The sequence below is a fragment of the Paenibacillus sp. SAFN-054 genome, from assembly GCF_051966755.1.
Classification (GTDB): Bacteria; Bacillota; Bacilli; order Paenibacillales; family Paenibacillaceae; genus Paenibacillus_AQ.
Genome location: NZ_JBQCKS010000005.1, coordinates 207,422 through 228,940, shown reverse-complemented (window position 1 = coordinate 228,940; position 21,519 = coordinate 207,422). Strand labels below are relative to the sequence as shown.

The 21,519-nt window shown below is 56.5% G+C and carries 16 protein-coding genes and 1 riboswitch; of the genes, 13 read left to right on the top strand and 3 right to left on the bottom strand.

Annotated features, from left to right (window positions below):
- Positions 1 to 5 precede the first annotated feature (5 nt).
- Positions 6 to 665 carry a pyridoxamine 5'-phosphate oxidase family protein gene (locus ACTHPM_RS22245; RefSeq protein WP_440397649.1) on the bottom strand — a complete coding sequence of 220 codons (660 nt, stop codon included), beginning with the start codon at positions 663 to 665 and terminating at the stop codon, positions 6 to 8.
- Positions 666 to 825: 160 nt separating this feature from the next.
- Here ACTHPM_RS22245 and pdxR point away from each other — a divergent pair, with 160 nt between their 5' ends.
- From pdxR to ACTHPM_RS22225, 4 genes are all read left to right on the top strand, one after another.
- A complete protein-coding gene (gene pdxR, locus ACTHPM_RS22240; RefSeq protein WP_440397648.1) occupies positions 826 to 2,286 on the top strand; it encodes a MocR-like pyridoxine biosynthesis transcription factor PdxR in 1,461 nt (486 codons plus the stop codon).
- Positions 2,287 to 2,339: 53 nt separating this feature from the next.
- Positions 2,340 to 3,125 carry a helix-turn-helix domain-containing protein gene (locus ACTHPM_RS22235; RefSeq protein WP_440397647.1) on the top strand — a complete coding sequence of 262 codons (786 nt, stop codon included), beginning with the start codon at positions 2,340 to 2,342 and terminating at the stop codon, positions 3,123 to 3,125.
- A 402-nt stretch (positions 3,126 to 3,527) separates the two neighbouring features.
- Entirely contained in the window at positions 3,528 to 4,538 is a 1,011-nt protein-coding gene (locus tag ACTHPM_RS22230) for a phosphotransferase enzyme family protein (RefSeq protein WP_440397646.1), read from the top strand.
- 17 nt (positions 4,539 to 4,555) lie between these two features.
- A complete protein-coding gene (locus tag ACTHPM_RS22225) occupies positions 4,556 to 5,410 on the top strand; it encodes an SDR family oxidoreductase (protein ID WP_440397645.1) in 855 nt (284 codons plus the stop codon).
- Between the two features lie 18 nt (positions 5,411 to 5,428).
- Here the strand turns inward: ACTHPM_RS22225 and asd are convergent, their stop codons facing one another.
- Positions 5,429 to 6,226 (bottom strand): archaetidylserine decarboxylase, encoded by a 798-nt coding sequence (gene asd / locus ACTHPM_RS22220; protein WP_440397644.1) that lies wholly within the window; start codon positions 6,224 to 6,226, stop codon positions 5,429 to 5,431.
- A gap of 318 nt (positions 6,227 to 6,544) precedes the next feature.
- A riboswitch (TPP riboswitch) is annotated at positions 6,545 to 6,657 on the top strand.
- Positions 6,658 to 6,755: 98 nt separating this feature from the next.
- Between asd and ACTHPM_RS22215 the strand changes: the two genes are divergently transcribed.
- Genes ACTHPM_RS22215 through ACTHPM_RS22205 form a run of 3 tightly spaced genes read left to right on the top strand, consistent with a single transcriptional unit; the run spans position 6,756 to position 9,695 of the window.
- A complete protein-coding gene (locus tag ACTHPM_RS22215; protein WP_440397643.1) occupies positions 6,756 to 7,352 on the top strand; it encodes an ECF transporter S component in 597 nt (198 codons plus the stop codon).
- Between the two features lie 25 nt (positions 7,353 to 7,377).
- Positions 7,378 to 8,889: an ABC transporter ATP-binding protein gene (locus tag ACTHPM_RS22210; protein ID WP_440397642.1), complete on the top strand. Its 1,512-nt coding sequence runs from the start codon at positions 7,378 to 7,380 to the stop codon at positions 8,887 to 8,889.
- Positions 8,886 to 9,695, top strand: coding sequence for an energy-coupling factor transporter transmembrane component T family protein (locus tag ACTHPM_RS22205; protein WP_440397641.1), 810 nt, complete (start codon positions 8,886 to 8,888; stop codon positions 9,693 to 9,695). Before ACTHPM_RS22210 ends, ACTHPM_RS22205 begins: the two co-directional genes overlap by 4 nt.
- A 29-nt stretch (positions 9,696 to 9,724) precedes the next feature.
- Here the strand turns inward: ACTHPM_RS22205 and ACTHPM_RS22200 are convergent, their stop codons facing one another.
- Positions 9,725 to 10,807: a YheC/YheD family endospore coat-associated protein gene (locus ACTHPM_RS22200; protein WP_440397640.1), complete on the bottom strand. Its 1,083-nt coding sequence runs from the start codon at positions 10,805 to 10,807 to the stop codon at positions 9,725 to 9,727.
- Between the two features lie 245 nt (positions 10,808 to 11,052).
- On the opposite strand from ACTHPM_RS22200, the gene ACTHPM_RS22195 reads away from it, so the two are divergent.
- The 6 genes from ACTHPM_RS22195 (at position 11,053) to ACTHPM_RS22170 (ending at position 21,518) form a co-directional block, all read left to right on the top strand.
- The gene (locus ACTHPM_RS22195) at positions 11,053 to 12,210 is read left to right on the top strand and encodes a glycosyltransferase family 4 protein (protein ID WP_440397639.1); all 1,158 of its coding nucleotides are present in this window, start codon (positions 11,053 to 11,055) and stop codon (positions 12,208 to 12,210) included.
- Positions 12,211 to 12,274: 64 nt separating this feature from the next.
- Positions 12,275 to 17,860, top strand: a complete 5,586-nt coding sequence (locus tag ACTHPM_RS22190) for a WIAG-tail domain (RefSeq protein ID WP_440397638.1) — start codon at positions 12,275 to 12,277, stop codon at positions 17,858 to 17,860.
- A 202-nt stretch (positions 17,861 to 18,062) separates the two neighbouring features.
- Positions 18,063 to 18,884, top strand: coding sequence for a glycosyltransferase family 2 protein (locus ACTHPM_RS22185; protein WP_440397637.1), 822 nt, complete (start codon positions 18,063 to 18,065; stop codon positions 18,882 to 18,884).
- A gap of 5 nt (positions 18,885 to 18,889) precedes the next feature.
- Positions 18,890 to 20,005 carry a glycosyltransferase family 2 protein gene (locus ACTHPM_RS22180; protein WP_440397636.1) on the top strand — a complete coding sequence of 372 codons (1,116 nt, stop codon included), beginning with the start codon at positions 18,890 to 18,892 and terminating at the stop codon, positions 20,003 to 20,005.
- Complete coding sequence (locus ACTHPM_RS22175) at positions 20,002 to 20,790, top strand: glycosyltransferase family 2 protein (RefSeq protein ID WP_440397635.1); 789 nt, start codon at positions 20,002 to 20,004, stop codon at positions 20,788 to 20,790. The genes ACTHPM_RS22180 and ACTHPM_RS22175 overlap by 4 nt, the downstream gene beginning before the upstream one ends.
- Positions 20,787 to 21,518 carry a sugar phosphate nucleotidyltransferase gene (locus tag ACTHPM_RS22170; protein ID WP_440397634.1) on the top strand — a complete coding sequence of 244 codons (732 nt, stop codon included), beginning with the start codon at positions 20,787 to 20,789 and terminating at the stop codon, positions 21,516 to 21,518. Before ACTHPM_RS22175 ends, ACTHPM_RS22170 begins: the two co-directional genes overlap by 4 nt.
- Position 21,519: the final 1 nt, after the last annotated feature.

Sequence of the window (21,519 nt, the reverse complement as noted above, 5' to 3'; positions counted from 1 at the left end):
TCCTCTCAGTAGCCATCATCCTGTTCAGAGGCTGCTTCTGCCTTTTTCTTTTTCCTGGTCTTCGGCACGCTGCTGCGGACGAGCTCCGCGGTCTCCGCGTCTCTAGCCGCTCCCCGCGAGGCGAGCCCGCACAAGACATCCTCGCGCTTGTCTTCCGTCAGGTTCTGCCCGAATTTGAATTTGGCGCTCAGATGATCGGTGACGATCTTCACCACGGCCACGTTGCGAAGGCGCGACGTATAAGCCGGATCGGATGCATCAATCGGATCATATCCGCCTTCCGGCTGCAGCTTTTTCATGAGCAGGGAGAAGACTGCAGCCTTCTCGTCCAGATTGTGCACAACTTCGGCGCGTCCGCTTGCCGTCACGCTTTTGAAATAGGCCGTGGCAGGGCAGGCGAGGTTTGGATCGGTAAAATAAGAAGGAATGACGGCATACTCGTCGGCCACGCTAAAACTGACGTGGGGATTCGCCTTTAAATGCTCCATTTTTTCGCCGATCCGGCTGCCGTGAAAATAAAAGTTCCCTTGATCGTACACGTAATTGAGCGGTGTGACGCGCGGGCGTCCGTCCTCTCCGACGGTCCCGAGAAAGCCGAAGCTCATCCCCGATAAAAAATCATGAATCTCTTGCTCTTCGCTGATGCTGAATTCATCTCTGCGCATGTTAATTACCCCCTGTTTGTTTGTATGTTGTTGACAGCATAACGGAGGGATTGACAAGGAAAAAGATCCAATTTAGATTAAAATTTATAGTCCAATTTGCGATCAAAAACGAGCTTTGGGCAATGCTGATCGGTAAACCGGCAGCGGGAAGGGCAAACTCATGGAGCTTACGCTGCATATGCATGCTTACCTTATGAAATACCGTTATAAATATCTGGCGATGTACCATGCTCTCAGGGAAGCGATTCAGGACGGCCGGTTGCCGGGGGGCATGAAGCTGCCTTCGACCCGAGCCCTGGCAGATCAGTACGGATTGTCCCGGGGAGCGGTCGCGCAAAGCTATGACATGCTGCTCGCGGAGGGATATGTCCATACCGAAACGGGCAGAGGCACCTTCGTGACATCCGCCGGTTATTCGCCCCCATCCGCGGGTACATCTCAAAGCACGCCCGTTAAGCTGTCGGGCTGGGGCGAGCGGATTCTGCAGCTGCCGCAGGCTCAGGAGAAGCAGCCGAAGGAGAAGGAGAAGGAGGGAATCAGCTTCATCCTTCAGCCGCTCGACATGGCTCACTTTCCGTATGAGGAGTGGCGGAGTGCGCTGTCCTATGCCGGAGGCCGCAAGGGAAGCCGCCTGCAGCATAAAGCGCCGCCGGAGGGGGACAGGCAGCTGCGCGAGGCCATCGCCTCCCATTTGCGTGTGACGCGCGGTATTATGGCCTATCCCGATCATATCGTTCTATTCAGCGGTTCCATGCAGGCCATCGTCCTGCTGTTTCAGCTCTTGATGAACGAGGGGGAGACGGCCGTGGTGGAGAATCCGGGCTTTCACGGCATCCACAAAGCCATTCGGGCTTGCGGGGGGACGGCGATCCCGGCTGCGGTTGACCGTCAAGGCGTCCAGCCGATGGATTGGGATTCAGGCATCCTCTTCGTCACTCCAAGCCGCCAGTACCCCACCGGAGCCGTGCTCAGCCTGCAGCGCAGGCGCCAGCTGCTGGATTGGGCGCAAAGGCATGATGCTGTCATCATCGAGGATGATTACGACAGCGAGTTCCGGTTTGGGGGCAAGCCCATCGAGCCTCTGAAGGCATTGGACACTGAGGAGCGCGTCATCTATATCGGTTCTTTTTCCCAAACCATGTTCAGCGGGCTCAGGCTGGGTTACGCGGTGCTGCCGGAGGGGCTGGTAGAAGCGGCAGTGCGCGCCAAAGCGCTGTACGACCCGATGTCTCCGAACATCCTGGAGCAGCAGGCGCTTGCCAGATTCATGGCCAAGGGAGGATACATGCGGCATTTGCGAAGGTTAACCCGCATTTATGGAACGAGGCACCGGCATTTTCTGGCGCTTATGAAGGAAATGGCCGGCGATCTTTTCGAATTGATGCCGGGAGACGCCGGGCTGCATGTCTACGGCACCTGGCTTAAATCCCCGGACGAATACCGGGCATTCTGCCAGTCGGCACGCAGGCAAGGCGTCAGCTTCCGCGATGCTCAGGTGTACCGGCTGGATGAGGGGCCGCCGGCCGCCTGTTTCGGATTCGCGCATCTAGAGGAGGAGCGGATGAAGGAAGGGGTTCGCAGGCTGGCCGCCGCTTGGCAGGATGTGCAAAATTTCTCGTGAAAGAGTATGATATGGTTGTTGATTTAAGTATATAAGTAAGGGGGAGTGACGACATGCTGCATGCGTCGCCATCTTCTTTTCAAATACTGCCTTCGCTTGCGAAGATTGTATGCGAGCCCGGGTGGAAATGGCAGAAGCGCGAGAAAGCGCTGGAAAACTATGATTTATTCTATGTATGGAGCGGCGAAGGAACGGTGATCCGCAATGACGAAGCCTTCGAGGTCGGCAAAGGCAGCTGTTTTTTGTTCAGACCGGGGGATCATACGAGCGCGACTCATAACCCTCAGAAGCCGCTTGTGCTCAGTTATAGTCATTTCAAGATCTCCGAGCCGGTGAACGAAATTCCGCTGCCGTACCGCCGCTTGAAGGAAACGGTTGATTTCGAATACATGCTTGCCAGGTACGTGAGACTGTTCCTCGTCAACACGTTCGCAGCGGAAGAGGAAGGCCAGCTGATTCTCAAGCAGCTGATGATCCATCTCCTGCGGCATGACCGCGAGCAGCCGGAGGAGAAGAAGGCCAGCAATCAGCTGACCGAGGTCATCCATGAAATCGCGAACTATGTACAGCAGCATCCCGGCAAGCCGCATCGTGTGGAGGATCTTGCCGCCCGTGCTGGCTTGTCTCCGCGGTACTTTTCCATCAAGTTCAAGGAGCTGATCGGAACCCCTGTACAGTCTTATATTATCCGGACAAGAATTGAGCGCGCGCAGCATCTGCTGATTCATGCGGGCATGAACGTCACGGAAGTGGCGGATGCGCTCGGCTACCGCGATATCTTTTTCTTCAGCCGGCAGTTTAAGCAGTATACGGGGAAAAAGCCTTCCGAAATCCGCTGATCCTTCCGTTTGTTTCGGCCATGTTAAGTCCGGGTAAATAGGGTGAAGGATAACGGTTGCATGTAACGAAGGGAGGTCAGCGCGGATGACGTACAGACGCAGAATACGCAGACGCGAATATGCCACGAGCGGGCGCAGCATGGTTCGGACACGGATGCGCCGATATAAGGCGAACGAGCCTGCGGTTGATTTGTGGTTTTAAAGCATGGGATACGAAAAAGCAGCACGGGAGCATGTCGCCGGGCTGCTTTTTTTCGTGTCGTATACAGTCATGAAAGGCCCGGGAGAAAATAATGCCGATCATACGGCCTGTCATTCCCATGCCGTATGGAGGCTCCAAATATGGTATTCTACCATTACGGCAAGTATCGCATGTAAGAAGAGAATAAGGGGGAATCACGAATGAACGAAGCTTTCGGCGCGGATACGGAGGACAGCAGACGGCTGCTGCTGGTGCAGGCGGAGGCCGCTTTGACGAGTGCGCTTGAACGATATGAATTGCAGGAAAAGGAAATTGCTTTTATACAGGTGTCGGAGCATGTGACGTATAGAATCGAAGATGAGACGGGGAAATCCTATCTGCTCCGCATCCACCCGGGCTCGGCTGATCCCGGTGAAATCAACTCGGAAATGTTGTGGCTTGATCACTTGGCCGGTAGATGGGAGATGGTGGTGCCGACAGGCGTTGCGAACCAAGACGGCTCCTGCGTCACCGAGGTCGAGGCGGACCGGGGAAGCCGCTTTTACGTCTCGGTGCTTCACTGGGTCGAGGGCAGCCATTTCGAAGACGGCCTGAGCGAAGGCCAGATTCGTCAAATGGGCATTCTGCTTGCTCAGATGCATCGGGCCGCGCAAGCTTTTCAGCCCGCGGAGGGCTTCAGCCGTCCGGTGTGGGAAGCGGAGGCGTTCGAACAGGAAGTCGGCAGGCTGAAAAAGCATTACCGCAGCTATTTGACGGCGGATGAATTCCGCTTGTACGAACAGGCAGCCGGCCGCATCGTGGACCACATGTCCGAAATGGACAAGAATCCAGGCACCTACGGCATGATTCACGCGGATTTTCATGAGGGGAATCTCGTTTTCCGGGACGGAAAGCCTTATCCTATCGATTTCGGGCGCTGCGGGTTCGGCTATTATGCATACGATCTGGCCCAGGCATTCATCGGTCTGTATCCGGTGCAGCGGCAGCAGTTCCTGGACGGTTATGAAAGTCTGTTACCGCTGCCATCCGGTCCGGACCGGATGCGGATGCTGGAAACCTTCTTCATCAAAGCGCTCATTGAGAATCAGAGCTACCATGCACCGCATCCTTGGGAAGCGGCGGAACTCCGGGAGAGCAAGCCGTACAGCGTAGCGCTGGTCCGCCATTATCTGGATTCCAAACCGTTCCTGTTCGGCGCCATACCTGTCTAGTGAGGAGGATTGAGCCATTGAGAACAGTTCAGGACAAGCCGGTTGCGCTCGTGACGGGCAGCTCAAGCGGATTCGGGTTGCTGACATGCGTGGAGCTGGCCAGCCGGGGCTTTATCGTCATTGCAGGCGTGCGGCGGATGGAAACGGCCGGCCCGCTGAAGGAAGCCGGAATGCGTGCAGGTGCCGGGGAGAGCATCCGCCCCGTTCAGTTGGATGTCACGTCTCCTGCCGGGGCCGAAGCGGTCGTGCAGGATATCGCCAGCCGTTACGGGCGTCTGGATGTTCTTGTCAACAATGCGGGAACCGCGTATGGCGGCTTTATCGAGGAAGTGCCTGCAGAGATTTGGCTGGAGCAGATGAATACCAATTTTCACGGGATGGTGCGGGTTACGCAAGCCGTTCTGCCACTGATGCGGGAGAACGGAAAAGGCCGGATCATTCAGATGAGCAGCATCAGCGGAAGAGTGGGGTTTCCGGGCTACGCCCCTTACGCTTCTTCCAAATTTGCAGTGGAAGGCTTCAGCGAATGCCTGGCGCTTGAGGTTAAGCCCTTTGGCATCGACGTGGTTCTGATCGAGCCGGGGGCCTACGGAACGCCGATCTGGGATAAAGGATTTACGCAAATGAGCGCCTCCGAAGGCTCCCCTTACCATGGGATGCTGAACAAGGTGCTTGCCTTCTCCCGCAAAAGCGCACAACAAGGAGGCGACCCGAGTGAGGTCGCCGGAATGGTGGCTGATATTGCCTGCATGAAACGCCCGGCTTTCCGTTATGCGCTTCCCCGCAGTACAAAGCTTACGATCGGGGCAAAGTCCGCGCTGCCGGCCCGGTTATTTCAGAAGCTGATGGCCTCCGTGCTGGGGCGCTCTTAGAAGATGGTTTCACCCGTGTTAACGGGCTGCCTTGGCATGTAGCGTGCCGAGAAGCTGTCCCATACGCACCTGGTCTCCGGGTGCCAGGTCCGGGCGTGGGGTGAACGTTCCATCCTGTGTCAACAGCACAACGGTCGAGCCGAATTCGAAATAGGCAAGATCATCGCCGTTATTCCAGCGCGTCACCGAATCGTCGTTATAGCGGATGCTGCTCACGTTCATGGCCCCGACCTTGACCACGGCCACCTCGCCGTATTCTCCGGCAATATACGTGATGAGCCGCTCGTTCCGGCATAACACCGACTTCATCTGGGTCATTCCGAATTCGTTGACCGGATAGGCGCGGCCCTTGATATGCTCGCTTTCCGTACGTACACCCGTAATGGGAGAATGAATGCGATGGTAGTCGGTAGGGCTGAGGTACAGGACGAACATATAACCGTGCTTATACAGCTCCAAGTGAGGTGAAAAATTCAGGAGCTCCGCCACGGAGTAATCCTGACCCTTCACGTTCAGAATGGTCCCTGCGTTAATTTCGCCCATGGCGGTAATTTTGGCATCCACCGGGCTTGTGAGCACATCGCGCCCCTCTTCCACAGGTCGCATGCCCGGCTTCAGGCGGCGGGAGAAGAACTCGTTTAATGTCCGGTATTCATGTATCTCTTTTTCCGCTTCATGAGCGGGGATTTCATAGCTTTTAATAAAAATGGGGATGATGCCCCTGCTGAGCCTGCTGTGAGAGAAGCGTCCCATCAATGCAGAAAGCCACTTTCTCGAGGAGAGCTCCGTCATCAGCCTCAAAAATTCCTTTGCCATGCTCTTTCTCCCTTCGGATGGTGCTGTAGACAATCTATTAAGTTAACGTACGCGGCCGCCTGATGGTTGCAGAAAAAAGGCAGGGAACCTGGTTATCGCGAAATCCGGTTTGTAATCCATACATTTGAACACTCTGAAATATAATTACATAGAAACCCGTTTTAAGCAACAACCTCCAGGCCAAAAGGCTCATTTTCGGCAGGGCGTCCATGGCCGCTGATTATTTTCTATTGCCAACGTCCAAGGTGTTGGTGTATTTTGGAACCAGGATACGGAGGACCCTTCTGCATTTTTCGTTTACGGAAGGTTCATCTGTTACATATGGAATGCGGGAGCTTGAGTGAATCAGGCTGAGATTGCAGCTGCCATCCGCTGCTGACCGATCATCTGAACTGGATAATGCCAGCGTAGAGAATTCGTAGTCCCCTCCGGGCTTATTTGACCGTCTCTCTTTGCATGTCCAGGCGGTTTTTTTGTTGCCTGTTTTTAATCCAAAGGAGAGGAAGATGTAAGTATGATGAACCATGCCATGGGAACGGAAAAAAGAAAGGGGCTCCGGCTGAGCGATTTGCTTGTAACTATTTTGCTGTCGCTTGTGATCGGTGTTGTGTACCATTTTTGGGGCTCCGTATATGACCTGTTTAAACCGCTGTTTTTCCAGGCGGATGAGCTCGTTTACGGGATTTGGTTCCTGGCTCCGACGCTGGCCATGCTGCTGATCCGCAAACCGGGCATTGCCCTGCTGGCGGAAGTGGCGGCCGCCCATGTGGAGATCATGTTCGGAAGCGAGTGGGGCATTCAGCTTGTGCTCTACAGCGTCGTGCAGGGCCTTGCCGCCGAGCTGGTATTTGCGCTGCTTCGCTATCGAAGCTTCTCGATGGTCACGGCAGCCTTCGCGGGAGCGGCCGCAGGGCTTGGCTCCCTGCTGGTGGACGTTTATTACGGCTATGTGGCGGATTACACGCTCTGGATGATGCTGCTTAAATATGCGCTGCGCCTCGTCAGCTCGGCCGTGCTTGCGGGATACCTGGCGTTCGCCTTGGCGAAGGCGCTCGAGGCCACGGGGGTTACGCAGCTTCTGCGCCCGGTAACGAAGCAGGATTACGAAGCCCTGGACCATGATTGACAACGGGGCGGGGGGACAAGGGGTCATGAAGGAGGTCGTCGCATCGGCTCAGAATCTGCGGCTTAAATTTCCGGGGGAGCGCGATTTTATATTCAAGGACTTGTCCATCACGGTATTTCAGGGGGAGAAGGTTCTTCTGCTAGGCCCGAGCGGCTGCGGCAAGTCGACGCTGCTGCAGGTGCTGGGAGGTCTGATCCCGCATGTGATTGAAGTACCGCTGAAGGCCGAAAAGCTGGTAGTACCGAAGTCCAAAGGCTTTGTGTTTCAGGATCCGGATACGCAGTTTTGCATGCCGTATGTGGATGAGGAGCTTGCTTTTGTACTAGAGAACCGCGGAATAGCCCGCGAGCACATGATTCCTATGATGCAGCAAGCCTTAGGAGCGGTCGGTCTGCAGCTGGCCGGACTCCATGTTCCGGTGGACAGCCTGTCCCAAGGTATGAAACAGCGGCTGGCGCTCGCTTCGGTGCTGCTGCTGGAACCGGAATCGATCTTCCTGGATGAGCCCTCGGCGCTGCTGGACCCCGCAGGCAGAACGCAAATGTGGGAATCGGTCTGGCGGGCGGCCGAAGGGCGCACCTTGGTCATTGTAGAGCACCGGATCGAAGAGATTGTGGACCGCATGGATCGGATCATCCTGTTTGCGCCGGACGGGAGCATCATCGGCAATGGAAATCCCGAGCTTATTTTCCGCATGTTTCGCCGTGAGCTTCAAGACTACGGGATTTGGTATCCGGGGGTATGGAGGGACTACTTCCAGCTGGCGGAGCTTAGGCAGGGCGAGGCGCGGGAGATGGCGCTGCAGAACGGCTGCGAAGCACTCGTTTCGCTTCGCCGTTTTACCGGATACCGTTCGGGACAGCCGGTGATTCACGTGGAAGCCGCCGATATTTACCCTGGTGACTTTATCGCGGTGACCGGTCCGAACGGGGCAGGAAAAACCTCGCTTCTGCTGAGCTTGATGGGCCTGTTGCTTAGAAAAGGCAGGTATACGCTGTGCGGGGAGAAGATGCCTGAAACCGCCGGGGCGGGCTGGAGGCAGCGCAAACGGCACCGGCCGCCATCGGACCGGATCGGGTATGTATTTCAAAATCCGGAGTTTCAGTTCGTGGCTGAGACCGTGGAGGAGGAGATCGGTTTTACGTTAAAGCTTCAAGCTCAAGCGGATCATAGGGAGATCGAAAGAAAGGTTCAGAGCTTTCTGAGCTTCTTCCATCTGAAGGGCTTGGAGGAGCGCCATCCGTACCAGCTATCCACCGGCCAGAAACGAAGGCTCAGCATGGCCTCCGCCGTCGTCGGCGGACAGCCGGTCCTGCTGCTGGATGAGCCGACCTTCGGGCAGGATGCGAGAAATACGTTCGCCATCCTGGATTACTGCATGACGATGCAGGCCGAGGGCTCAGCCATCCTCATGGTCACGCATGAGGACGGGATTGCGCGTCATGTTGCGACAAGGGTCTGGGAGGTGCAGGATGGCAGGCTCCAGGAAGCGAAACCATCCGAAATCAAGCCTGCGGACCAACGGGTGGGAACATGATCGGACTGCTGACCCCATCCCGCTCTACGATACTGCAGCGAGCCAATCCTGCCGTCAAGCTCGCCGTATTTATCGCTGTTTTCGTCGTAACCATGCAGACGCGCAGCATTGACTTTGCGATCAACCAGGCCGCGGTCTACACGCTGCTCTTGCTGTTTCTGGGCGGCTTCCCTGCCCAAAGAACGCTGCTGCTTGTCCTGCCTTTCGCGCTGCTGTTCGTGTCCTCGTCGATGACGATGATTTTGTTCGGCAAAGGGGATACTTTGTGGTGGCAATGGGGATGGATGCGAGTTACCGAGGAGAGCTTTTATAGGGGAATGCATTTGGGCTTCCGCTCCATTGCCTTTGCGGCCGAAGGCCTCCTGTTCGTGACGACGACTCCTTCGGTCAGGCTCTTCTATGCGCTGATGCAGAATTTCAGGCTTGCCCCGCGGTTTGCCTACAGCTTCATGGCTTCCATTCGGCTGCTGCCCATGGTGTGGGAGGAGTTCTTGATCCGCAGGCAGGCGCTGTTGGTGCGTGGCGCGGAGGTGAAAGGAAAGGGATTGAGGGGAGTGGCCGAGCACATCCGGATGTATGCGGTACCGCTGCTTTCCCAAAGCATCCGCCGTGCCCACCGGGTTGCTGTCGCGATGGAAGCGAAGCAGTTTGACGGGAAGGGGGCGAGAACCTTTTTTTATCCTTCTCAAATGACCTGGTTGGACGGGTTGATCGCCATTTTGCTGCTCCTGGCTCCTGCAGCCGCCTACGCGGCGGCAATCGGCTTGCCATGGCTGGGCATTACGGATGTGCGTTATCATTCCTGATTTCCTGTTAAAGCGTGGCGACGCCCGCATTATCGGTCAAGCAAATAGCGGGCGTATGCCATCGGCTGGCGGTACGTTTCTTTCCAGATTCCATGAAGACCTGCCCTGCAAAAGCCGTAGCGCTGGTCTCGTCCGTTGCATTCGATAAAATATGGCTTTCCTGCAGCAGAGAGTCCGATATCGAGCCCGAAATCGGCTGCAAAGGGAAGATGCTTCTCCAGTTTTCCGGCGACGCGAAGCGCAAGGCTGCGGACATCGGCCAGCACGTTGCCCGGTGGAAGGCCTGGCAGGCTTTCGATGAGGATCGCTTCGGCGGGAAAGGCTTTTCCTCCTTGGGCAACGTTCGAGACAAAGGTTCTTGCCGAGGCAGCTTTGGCATAAATGCCTGTAATATCCCACTTGCCGCTGATTCCACGCTGAACGGAGACCCTCAGATCGAAAGGCCTGCCTTTGTACTCTGCCAGCGCGATCCGTTCCTGCACGAGGTGGGGAATACGGGCGAGACGGCTTTGGAGAACCGGCGGGAGCGTTTTACGGCGAAGCGTCACCGTTCTCCAGCCATAGGATTTTCCGCTTGAGGAGTAGGTGAGGCTCCACGCTGTGCCTGTATGACGCAATCGCAAGATGCCGCGGCCGATACTGCCGACACAAGGTTTGATCACAAGATCATCATAATGCTGCATCATTTCCGCAACGGAATTGGATGTAGCATTTTTCGTTTCGGGAAGATGGGGGAGAAGAAGGGGATCCTGGCTGAGAAGTTGATGGATGTCATCCTTTCCGTAGCGGTTGAATGCGTTGTATATGGTATATCCCATCTGTAGCAGACGGCTGATTTTGGACTGAGACCCCGCATCCAGATAAATGGCGCGGTTATGAATGATGCGCGGAATGGGCATGCGAACGAGAGAGTAGGCGTTATTCCTGTGCATGTAAGCCGTGCATTCGCCGCTGTCTGTATCGATATCCTGAAGCTGGATGAAACAAGGGATCAGGCCGAAGGTTTTGGCGGCTTCCTCGTAGCTTACAAGGGATTCCTGGCCTGTTTTTCCCTGTGGTATTCCCCGGTGCACAGCCGCGTTCAGCAGAATTCCGACATAAGAAACCCACATCCTTTATCCCTCCTGCATATTGATTAAAACCGCCTCCGGCCATGTGACATGCAATGGACAGTGCCTTCAGGCATTCTCTTGGTTGTATAGACTATGCGAGGAATTTCCACCCAGCAAGGTACGTTTGTCCGTCTTCCACGAGCCTATTTTTACGGCAACCCGCTCCATGTGTCACCACACCCCCCTCCGAGTGTATAGGCTAAGGCAGAAGAGGCGGCTGATGGCCGAATAGGAGGAAAAAGCTGGTGGAGAAGCACAAAGCGGCAGTGATTACGCCGGGTTCGTTCTTTATACCCTCAGGGCGAAGCAGCTCCGTCGAGCGGGTGGTAGAGCACATGATTCCTCTGGTTCCGGAGGGCTTTGACATCCGGCTATACGGCGTTCAGGAGCCCGACCAACCGGTAATCGGAACCATCGGAGGGAATCTCCCCGTCTATCGCCTGCCTGGCGGCAAGAGTTACGCCCCCAGTGTGATCAGGTCTTTGCGGGAGTGGAGACCCCGGGTGATCGATGTGCAGAACCGTCCCCTGCTGGCCCGGCGTATTAAACAAGCAATGCCGGACGCAAGAGTGGTTGCCACCCTCCATTCCCTTACGTATATATCACCACCTCATGTCAGCCGGGAGTCCGCCGAACATCTTTTGGAGCCCATCGACGAGATCGTCGCGAACAGCGTTTATCTGAAACATGTGATCGGTACGCGCTATCCCGGCGTGCGGGACAAAATCAGCGTCAATCCGCTGGGGGTTCGCCTGCAGGATTTTGTTCCGCGCTGGACTCCTCAATCCGAGGCCCTGCGGGATGCGAAGCTGAGAGACAGAGGATGGCAGGGACGGCGTATCGTCCTGTATGCCGGAAGGCTGCTGCCGATCAAGGGAGTGCACCATATTCTTGAAGCCTTGCCGGAGTTGATTCGGATTGTACCGGAAGTGATGGTAGTGATCGTTGGAAGCCCATTCTACGGCACGGGCCGAAGGACGTCCTATGAAACGCATCTTCATCATTTGGCGGGGGCATCCGCGAATCATGTGACGTTTGTTCCCTTCGTATCTTACCAGGCCATTTCCTATTGGTATCATCTGGCCGACGTGGTCGTCGTTCCCTCGGGCGAAGGGGAGGCGTTCGGACTCGTCAATGTAGAGGCGATGGCTTCAGCCGTGCCTGTGGTCGCTTCGGATGCGGGAGGGATTCCGGAAATCGTAGTGGACGGGGTGAGCGGTTTGCTGGTAACGCAATCTTCGCTTCCTCATGGTCTCGTCCCGGCGCTGATCCGCCTCCTCACCGACGAATCCCTGCGACGTTCATTCGGGCAGGCAGGGCTCATGCGGGCTGCGCAGTCATATCAATGGAGGCATAGCTCGGCCAGGTGGCATGAATTGATGCAAAAGCTGTCTTCACAGTGACAAAGGCCTAAATTGACGCATATGATGCCAAAGGATGAAACGGTCAGGAAGGGAGCGAGAAGGCTTGAAAAAGAAAGGGAACAAACGGTCCGAAAAAGCTGGAAAGAACCGTTATTATGTGGATAATCCGAACCTCCATGAGTTGGAGATGATCAGCAGGCCGACGAGGCCGGTTATAACGCCGAGAATTGAGGAGTCTGCACATGCTTCGGTCAAATCCGTTACCGCGGAGACTCTTGCGGAGGCAGAAATCTCTGTACAGGCTGAAGCGCCGATTCAGGAAGAAGAGCTTATCTATGCCGAAGAATCCATGTATGATGAATTGCCAGTTCATGCTGAACAGCAGTCAATTCATGTTGAAACGCCAATGGAAGCAGAACAACCGGAAGAAAGTTTAGGCTTCGCCGATGCAAATAACGAAGAAGAAGAAGAAGAAGAAGAAGAAGAGGCTGTCAGCCACCGTCTGCCGCAGGAAGCCGTAGAGGAAAAAATAGCGGAGAAGCAGCTGCCGGATGCCGCACAGCCGTTTATTTATACGGAAGACTTGAGCGATGGGGCCGTTACTACCTCCAAGATCGCCTTGCGTGCCGTCGATTCTTCCAGATTGAAACCCGGTGCCGTTGACGGTGAAGCCATCGCCGACTATGCCGTCAGTCAAGTGCATTTGGCAGATGGTGCCGTGACAGCTTCCAAAATCGCTCCACTAGCGATTACGGAAGAGCATGTGGCGGATAGCGCATTCGGTGGAAGCAAATTCCGGGATCAATCCATCGGCGGCGAGAAAATCCGCGAAGGAAGCATTTCATCCGACAAACTGCAGGATAAGGCCATCGCATCGGAAAAGATCGCCGACGGCTCCATCCGTGCCCGTCATCTTGCCGAGCTCGTGGTTGCTAGCGAATTGATACAGGATGAAGCTGTAACCGGAAGCAAAATTGCCGGCTCCAGCATTCGTTCCTACCACCTGGTCCATGAGGCGGTCGATACGTCCAAATTGGCGGACGGGGCTGTGACAGCTTCCAAAATCCGGGACGGAGCCATTACGGGGGAGAAAATCCGGGAAGGCTCCATCGCAGGCCATCATCTGCAGCCTCAATCCCTGACGGGTGCATTGTTTGCGGAGGGGACGATCGGAAGTGCGCAAATCGCGGCAGGCAGCATCGGGTCCGAGCAGATCGACAGCAGTTCCGTAACGACCAGCCATCTCGGGGAGGGGGCCGTAACATCGGACAAAATCGCTCCTTCGGCCGTGACCGGAGCCCACATTGCGGAACGGACCGTGCAGAGCAGCCATATTGACGAAGGCGTCATTTCCGCCGCTCATATCGCAGATCACAGTATCAGCTCCGCCAAGCTGCAGGAACAGTCCGTCGGCACGGCACAGATCGTGGAACAAACCGTCACTTCGTCCAAAATCGCGGACCAGAGCATCCTGCCGAGCAAAATTGCCAATGAGGCGGTTCAAACCCGGCATATTGCACAGGCTGCCGTGCAGGCAGGACAAATCGCGCTTGATACGATCACCGGGGAACATATCCGGCAAGGCGCGATCCACGGCAATCATCTGGCGAAGAACAGCATCGAATCCAGACATTTGCAGGAGTCCTCCATCCTGGGCAATCAGATTGCCATCAGGGCCGTTACGGAAAAGCATATCGCAGACGGCGCGGTCGGAACCTCCCAACTGCAGCCTGCCTCGGTGACAGGAGAGAAGCTGGCCGGCGCCAGCGTGACGGGCGGCAAACTTGCACCCCGTTCCGTCGGGGGAGACATTCTGGCTGCCGAGGGCGTTGGCGGTGAACATATCCGCGCAAGGGCGGTCGGCAGCCGGCACTTGGCCGAGTTGAGCGTAGCGGGGGAAACGATCGTGGATGAGGCGGTCCAATCCCGCCATATCCGTGCGGGTGCCATCGCGGCGGGGCATCTGCAGCGGGGAATCATCGGTACCGACATATTGGCAAAGGACTCGGTTACGACGGATCAGCTCGCTTCGGGAAGCGTTCAAGCGAGGCATTTGAATGCGTCGATCGTGTCACCGATCCATTTGGCGGATCATGCGGTGACCTCCCTGAAGTTATCCCCGGAAAGTGTGGCCACGGATAAAATTCAGGATTCGGCTATCACGACCAGCAAGCTTACGGACGGGAGCGTGACGGCATCCAAAATCGTCAAAGGGGCTGTGGGCAAAGAGCATATTGCTGAAGGAGCCGTACACCCCCTCGCCATAAAAGACGGAGCCGTCATGTTCCGGCATTTGGCGGAACAAGCGGTGGGCACACAGCAGCTGCAGCCGGGGATCGTGCAGGAGCGCCATTTGTCGGCAGGGTCGGTGAGCTCGGAAGCCATTCAGGATTCTTCCATTACGGCGGTGCATATAGCGGCAGACTCGGTGGGAGCCAGCCAGCTGCAGCCAGAGGCCGTGCAGGAGCGCCATTTGGCGGCAGGATCAGTGAGTTCGGAAGCCATTCAGAAGTATTCCGTCACGGCGAATCATCTCGCAGCCGATTCCGTTGGAGCCGGCCAGCTGCAAACCGAAAGCATCGAGAAGCGGCATTTGTCTGCAGGCTCTGTACACGCGGGGGCTATTCAGGATGCGGCCGTGACGCGCAGCAAACTCGCTTTTGAGTCCGTCAGCTCCCATCAGCTCACATCAGAGGCCGTGGCTTCCTATCATCTTCAGAGTGGCGCCGTGCAGGAGCAGCATCTTGCCGTGCATGCGGTGAATACGGACCATCTGGCGCCGCATTCCGTCAGTTCCAGCCAGCTTCAGCCCGGAAGCGTCATGGAGCGGCATTTGGCCATGGGCTCTGTGTCCGGCGAGGCATTGCAGAAAGAAGCAGTCACGGCGGATAAGATAGCCGCAGGGACGATTAAGAATGAACATCTGCAGCCAGATATTGTAGGGTCAACGCATCTGCAGGAGCAGGCTGTACAGAATTCCCATATTTCGCTCGGTGCAGTAGAGCATGCGCACTTGGCACCGGACTCCGTTGGTACTGTCCAGCTTCAGCCCGAAAGCGTCACGGAGCGGCATTTGGCTATGGGCTCCGTTTCGGCAGAGGCGCTGCAGAAGGAATCGATTACCGCGGATAAGATAGCTGCAGGGACGATCAAGAAGGAACATCTGCAGCCAGATATTGTAGGGTCAACGCATCTGCAGGAGCAGGCCGTACAGAATGGCCATATTGCCCACGGAGCGGTAGAACACCGGCACTTGGCGCAGGATTCCGTCGGTACTGTCCAGCTTCAGCCCGGAAGCGTCACGGAGCGGCATTTGGCCATCGGCTCCGTTTCGGCAGAGGCGCTGCAGAAGGAATCGGTTACCGCGGATAAAATGGCGACAGGATCAATCGGCAAGGATCATTTGCGTTCCGGAGCGGTAGCGTCGTCTCATCTGCAGGAGCAGGCCGTACAGAATGGCCATATTGCCCACGGAGCGGTAGAGCATCCGCACTTGGCGCCGGATTCCGTCGGTACTGTCCAGCTTCAACCCGAAAGCGTCACGGAGCGGCATTTGGCCATGGGCTCCGTTTCGGCAGAGGCACTGCAGAAAGAAGCGGTTACCGCGGATAAGATTGCAGCGGGAGCCATTGAAACGGAGCATCTGAAGCCCGATATCGTCGGTTCAGCTCAACTGCAGGAGCAGGCGGTACAGAATGTCCATCTTGCTCCTGGCGCTGTAGAGCATGAGCATTTGGCTCCGGAAGCCGTCGGTCCCGACCAGCTGCAATCCGGAAGCGTCACGGAAGAGCATCTGGCCATCGGCTCCGTTTCGGCAGAGGCGCTGCAGAAAGAAGCAGTTACCGCGGATAAGATTGCAGCAGGAGCCATTAAAAAGGAGCATCTGAAGCCCGATATCGTCGGTTCAGCTCAACTGCAGGAGCAGGCGGTACAGAATGTCCATCTCGCTCACGGAGCGGTAGAGCATGAGCATTTGGCTCCGGAAGCCGTCGGCCCCGGCCAGCTGCAATACGGAAGCGTTATGGAAGAGCATCTGGCCATTGCCTCTGTGTCCGGCGAGGCTCTACAAAAAGAAGCGGTGACGACGGAAAAGATTGCTGCCGGGTCGATCGGGAAGGAGCATCTGCAGCCTGATATCGTCGGTTCAGCTCAACTGCAGGAGCAGGCGGTACAGAATGTCCATCTCGCTCACGGAGCGGTGGAGCATGAGCATTTGGCTCCCCAATCGGTTGGTACGGAGCATTTGCAGGCCGGAATCGTCAGAGAATGCCATTTGACCAGAGGGGCTGTGAGTTCAGAAGCTATAAAGGAGACTTCGATCACGGCGCTTCATATGGCAGCTGAGTCTGTAGGGAGTGTGAATCTCCAGCAGGATTCCGTGCGTTCCATCCATCTTCACGAAAAAAGCGTTCAAAAAAGGCATATTTCTCCGGATGCGATCGTTCAGCGGCATCTGGCGGCCGAATCGGTTGGAATCGAGCAGCTTCAATCCGAAATCATCGAGGAAAGGCACCTGACGGAAGGTTCCGTGTTCGGTGCCGCGATTCAGGACGGAGCGGTAACCCGGAGCAAGCTCGCTTTTGAATCCGTGGGCAGCCATCAGCTTACGTCCGATTCGGTGGCAGCTTATCACATCCAGGTCGGGGCCGTTCAGGAGCAGCATTTGGCGGATGACGCGGTGAATACGAACCATCTGGCAGCGGAATCCGTAGGCGGCAGCCAGCTGCAACCAGGAAGCGTGGCGGAGCAGCATTTGGCATGGGGCTCGGTATCGGCCGGAGCTCTGCAGGAAGAAGCGGTAACCGCGGATAAGATCGCACCCGGATCGATCGGGAATGAGCATTTGCAGCCGGGTGCTGTCGGTTCCCTTCAAGTGCAGGAGCGGGCGATCCAAAAGAATCATATTGCGGCCCGGGCGATCGATTATTCGCACCTGGCGCCTGAATCGGTCGGAGAGGATCAGCTTCAGCCCGGTATTATCGGAGAGCAGCATCTCGCCAGCGGAGCGGTGACGACGGAAGCTCTGGCCCAGGAGGCTGTCACGGCAGAGAAACTGGCGGATGCGTCTGTTGGCAGCGAACATGTAAAGTCTGGTGCCATCGGCAGCAGGCACCTCGTTCCCGGAGCGGTCCACGGTGAAGCGCTTCGCGACGGAGCCGTCAGCGCCGCCAAGATTGCCCCCGGCTCCATCGGGAGTACGCATATTCAGCCTGAATCCATCCGGCCGCTTCATCTGCAGGCGGAGGGCATACAAGAGTGGCATCTGCAGCAAGGGGCTGTAGGCAGCCGGCATATCCAGGAGCAGTCTGTCCAGGGTAAGCACTTGGCGCAGCAATCCGTATCGGCTTCCCATCTGGCTTTTGCGCCGGTCCGGAGCGCTTCCCAGCAGCCATGCATCCAGCAATTCGGCATCGCCTCCTTCCGCATCGGTGAAGGACAGCTGCAGGTGGAAGTGCCCATTGCGCTGCAGGAGTCTTATCCAAGCAATCATTACGTCATTGTCGCGATGTGCAATCATCCCGATTTCTATGCCGTTCTGAAGACGCAGCGGGAGGATGCGGCGTTCATCGAAGTCGTGCGCAGGCAGGGCGGTGCCGAAACGTTCGGTTTCTTATCGTGGATTGCCGTGGGAGCCGCTCAAGCAGCAACCGACGTCTTCGGTGGTTATCCGTTTACGAATCGGGTATAAGGAAAGGGATTACTCAGCTTCAGACAAGGCAAGGTTCGGATTCAGACGCGGGAGCTCTCCCGCGTCTTTGTTATTGTCCGGGTTGTTCGGAAAACAGGATGGAAGCGAATTTCCGGCACAAACGCCGCGTCCCCCTTTCGGCCAAACGCATACGATACTCAAGGTACTATCAGCCGACTCGAATAGGGGGGAACATGCCCGCATGCATAAGCTAACCGGACCCAAACGACAGCTGCAACGGAAACGAAATCGAAGCAGGCAGACTTACTTATCGGGACGCAGAGGCTGCGCGCACCCGGTCGTATCGGTCATTATCCCTGCGATGAACGAACAGCGGACGATTGGAAGTGTCATCAGGGAAGCATGGAAGGTGCATGAGGCTTGCGAAGTCATCGTCGTGGCCAACGGTTGTACCGACCGTACCGCGGAAATTGCAGCGGCATGGGGAGCACGGGTCCTCCAGCATGACGAACCGCTTGGGCACGATACAGGCAGGTCTGTTGGCGCAGAGGCGGCCTCCGGACAGGTGTTGCTGTTTATCGATGCGGATATGAGAATCGACAGCCGTCATCTAAAGCCTTTTGCCGATGCGGTCCTGAAGGGAACGGACGTTGCGCTGAACAGCTATCGCGGCCCGGTGGGGCGTGAGCAGGTGCACCCGGTCATTCTAGCCAAGCATACGCTCAATACGATGCTGGGACGCCCCGATTTGCTTGGAGCCTCTCTAACTGCCGTTCCGCATGCGATGAGCCGCCAGGCGGCCGACACCATCGGAAGAGGAAATCTATCCATTCCTCCGCTTGCGCAGGCGGTGGCTGTCCACTCGGGCTTGAGCGTCTCGGCCGTGCACGAGGTCCCTGTAGGCAGGCTGAATCGGCGCAGGCGCAAATCAGGCGGAAGGGATTTGCTGCAGCAAGTGGTCTGGGAGGATCACCTCCAGGCATTGCATTGGTACTTGTCCCATACAGACCCAAGAGCGGGTCGCAGCGATTTGGGGCGGATCAGAGAGAGGGCAGGAAGGTGAAACGAATGACCGGCAGAAAATTGAAATCTGGCAAATCGCGGCGTGCCGGCAACCGGGCTTGGAGCAGTGCGGGTAAGCGTAAGCCATTCAAATCCAAACGCCGAACATCAGCAGTAAGGCAAGGGAACGCGAATCCTTGGCCACACCGGGCGTATCAGGCAGGATGGAGGGCCGGCAGTGAGATCTGTGGAGCCGCAGTCCATCCAGAACCCCATTTTCGTGAGTCGGGACTGCAATCATCCTTTGCGGAATGGATTAGCGCCAGTATGGATGCGAGGCCGGAATTTCCGCTGCTGAAGAAGATTTCCGCGGCTTATGTCCAAGGGTATAACAAAGGAGCGAACGCCGCAGAGAAAGGCATGCCCCTCCTGCTGCGGGGTAGCGCGGCTGCCGTTGTGTGCGCAAGCAGCGAGGAAGACAGCCTGGACGGGATGCTGAACGAGCTGGAGAGACTGCCGCTGAAGGAGATCATTCTGGTGCTGAACGGCAGCAGGGACAACAGCTATACCATCTCCCGGAAGCATCCGCTGGTCACAGCCGTGTATTTTCCCGAACTGCTCGGCCATGACGTGGGAAGAAGTGTGGGAGCGCGGCTCACGGACGCCGATATCGTTCTTTTCTGCGACGGTGACATGGTTGTACCAGCCGAGGAGCTTGCTCCCTTTATATACGCGGTTGACGGCGGCTGCGACGCCGCTCTGAACGATCTGAGCGGGTTTCTGCCTCCGTTTGTGCACCAGGATGAAGTGACACATTGCAAAAGCTTTGTAAATAGGGCGCTGGGGCGGGGGGATCTCGGGGCAAGCTCCCTGACGGCTGTTCCGCATGCCCTTTCCAGCCGGCTGATCCGGGAAATCGATGCGAAGCATTTGAGCGTGCCACCCAAAGCTCAGGCCCTGGCGATTTTGAAGGGATACCGGGTAGAGGCCGTCCATGCGGTCGATGTGGTTAAAGGCAACCGGAGACGGGAAGGAAATACGGGCAAAGGGAACGGTGTTGCCGGGCTGATCATTGGCGACCATGCCGAGGCGATGGAGGAATGCTTTAGGCTTCGGGGGATGTCCGCTTTCTCTGCCCGTATTTCGCGTAAGGACATCGCGCTGAAGAGGAATGCCATATGACGCGGCAAACGAGGCTGACCAGCATCATTATCCCGACATATAACGGCTTGCCGCTGCTCATCTCCTGCATTGAGTCAATTCGGAGGTACACCGATGTTCCCTACGAAATTATCGTGATCGATAACGGTTCAAGCGACGGTACGGATGCTTACTGCATCCGGGAAGGAATCATTTTTATTTCCCTTCCTGCCAACGAGGGCTTTCCGAAAGCCTGTAATTTAGGCATGAAGATCGCGCAGGGGGATTATCTCCTGCTGCTGAACAACGACGTGACGGTAACGCGCAGCTGGCTGTCCAATATGCTTGCGGCAGCGGAAAGCGCGAGCGATGTCGGCCTCGTGGGGCCGGTAACGAATGAAGCGAGCGGCATGCAGAAGGTGGACGTTTCCTTCCGTGACCTTGACGAGTTTGAACGGATTGCCGCGGATAACAACCGTTCGGATGCGGGAAGGTGGACCCCGGCCAAACGGATCATCGGCATGTGCCTGCTGGTGAAAAGAGAACTCACGCAGCGGATCGGCTATCTGGACGAAGCCTATTCGCCAGGTCATTATGAAGATGACGATTATTGCCACCGGGCAAGGTTGGCGGGTTATAGGCTCTTGATCTGCAAGGATGTGCTTGTGCATCACAAGGGAAGTGTCAGCTTTAAGCAGTCGCGGCCCGAAACGCTGCAGGCATTGATTGAACGGAACTATCGGTACTTTTTGAGCAAATGGCATTTTGATCCTCGCCATTATATTGAAGAGCATACTAGCAGACCCGAAGGAGGAGAAGTGCAGTGAAAGGCGTCGTTTTGGCAGGCGGTACAGGAACGAGGTTGTATCCGCTGACCCGGATGATCAACAAGCATTTGCTTCCTGTAGGGAAGTATCCCATGATCGTTTATGGCATCGACAGGCTGCGTCAAGCGGGGATTACCGACATCCTGATCGTGATGGGAAAGCAGTCCGCCGGTCTGTATACCGATTTTTTGGCAAGCGGCAAGGCTTTCGGAGTTCGTCTGACTTACCGGATTCAGGAAGAGGCAGGCGGCATTGCCGAGGCACTAGAGCTTGCCCGGGGATTCGTGGCGGAGGGCGAACGATTCGTCGTTCTTCTGGGCGATAATCTGTTCATGGATGATCTGGCCCCTTTGGCGGCCAGCTATGAGCGTCAGCCGAAGGGAACTGCCAAAGTGCTGCTGAAGGAGGTAAAGGACAGCAGACGTTACGGCGTGCCGGTCTTTGACGAAGCGCGGCCTGATCTCATCGCGAGAATCGAGGAGAAGCCAGCCGTCCCCAAGTCCTCTTATTGCGTGACCGGAATCTACATGTACGACACGGCTGTGTTTGACGTGATTTCGCAAATCGAGCGTTCGCAGCGCGGAGAACTGGAAATCACCGATGTGAACAACGTCTATGCGGCCCAAGGAAAGCTGGAATACGACATTCTCCAAAAATGGTGGAGCGATGCGGGCACCTTCGAATCGCTTCAGGAAGCCGGCCGGCGGATGAAGGGGATGATCCCGTGAG

What these genes read in the sequence shown, in the direction of transcription:
- ACTHPM_RS22245 (WP_440397649.1), bottom strand. Translation starts at nt 665, where the DNA reads ATGCGCAGAGATGAATTCAGCATCAGCGAAGAGCAAGAGATTCATGAT.
- pdxR (WP_440397648.1), top strand. Translation starts at nt 826, where the DNA reads ATGGAGCTTACGCTGCATATGCATGCTTACCTTATGAAATACCGTTAT.
- ACTHPM_RS22235 (WP_440397647.1), top strand. Translation starts at nt 2,340, where the DNA reads ATGCTGCATGCGTCGCCATCTTCTTTTCAAATACTGCCTTCGCTTGCG.
- ACTHPM_RS22230 (WP_440397646.1), top strand. Translation starts at nt 3,528, where the DNA reads ATGAACGAAGCTTTCGGCGCGGATACGGAGGACAGCAGACGGCTGCTG.
- asd (WP_440397644.1), bottom strand. Translation starts at nt 6,226, where the DNA reads ATGGCAAAGGAATTTTTGAGGCTGATGACGGAGCTCTCCTCGAGAAAG.
- ACTHPM_RS22215 (WP_440397643.1), top strand. Translation starts at nt 6,756, where the DNA reads ATGGGAACGGAAAAAAGAAAGGGGCTCCGGCTGAGCGATTTGCTTGTA.
- ACTHPM_RS22210 (WP_440397642.1), top strand. Translation starts at nt 7,378, where the DNA reads ATGAAGGAGGTCGTCGCATCGGCTCAGAATCTGCGGCTTAAATTTCCG.
- ACTHPM_RS22205 (WP_440397641.1), top strand. Translation starts at nt 8,886, where the DNA reads ATGATCGGACTGCTGACCCCATCCCGCTCTACGATACTGCAGCGAGCC.
- ACTHPM_RS22200 (WP_440397640.1), bottom strand. Translation starts at nt 10,807, where the DNA reads ATGTGGGTTTCTTATGTCGGAATTCTGCTGAACGCGGCTGTGCACCGG.
- ACTHPM_RS22185 (WP_440397637.1), top strand. Translation starts at nt 18,063, where the DNA reads ATGCATAAGCTAACCGGACCCAAACGACAGCTGCAACGGAAACGAAAT.
- ACTHPM_RS22180 (WP_440397636.1), top strand. Translation starts at nt 18,890, where the DNA reads ATGACCGGCAGAAAATTGAAATCTGGCAAATCGCGGCGTGCCGGCAAC.
- ACTHPM_RS22175 (WP_440397635.1), top strand. Translation starts at nt 20,002, where the DNA reads ATGACGCGGCAAACGAGGCTGACCAGCATCATTATCCCGACATATAAC.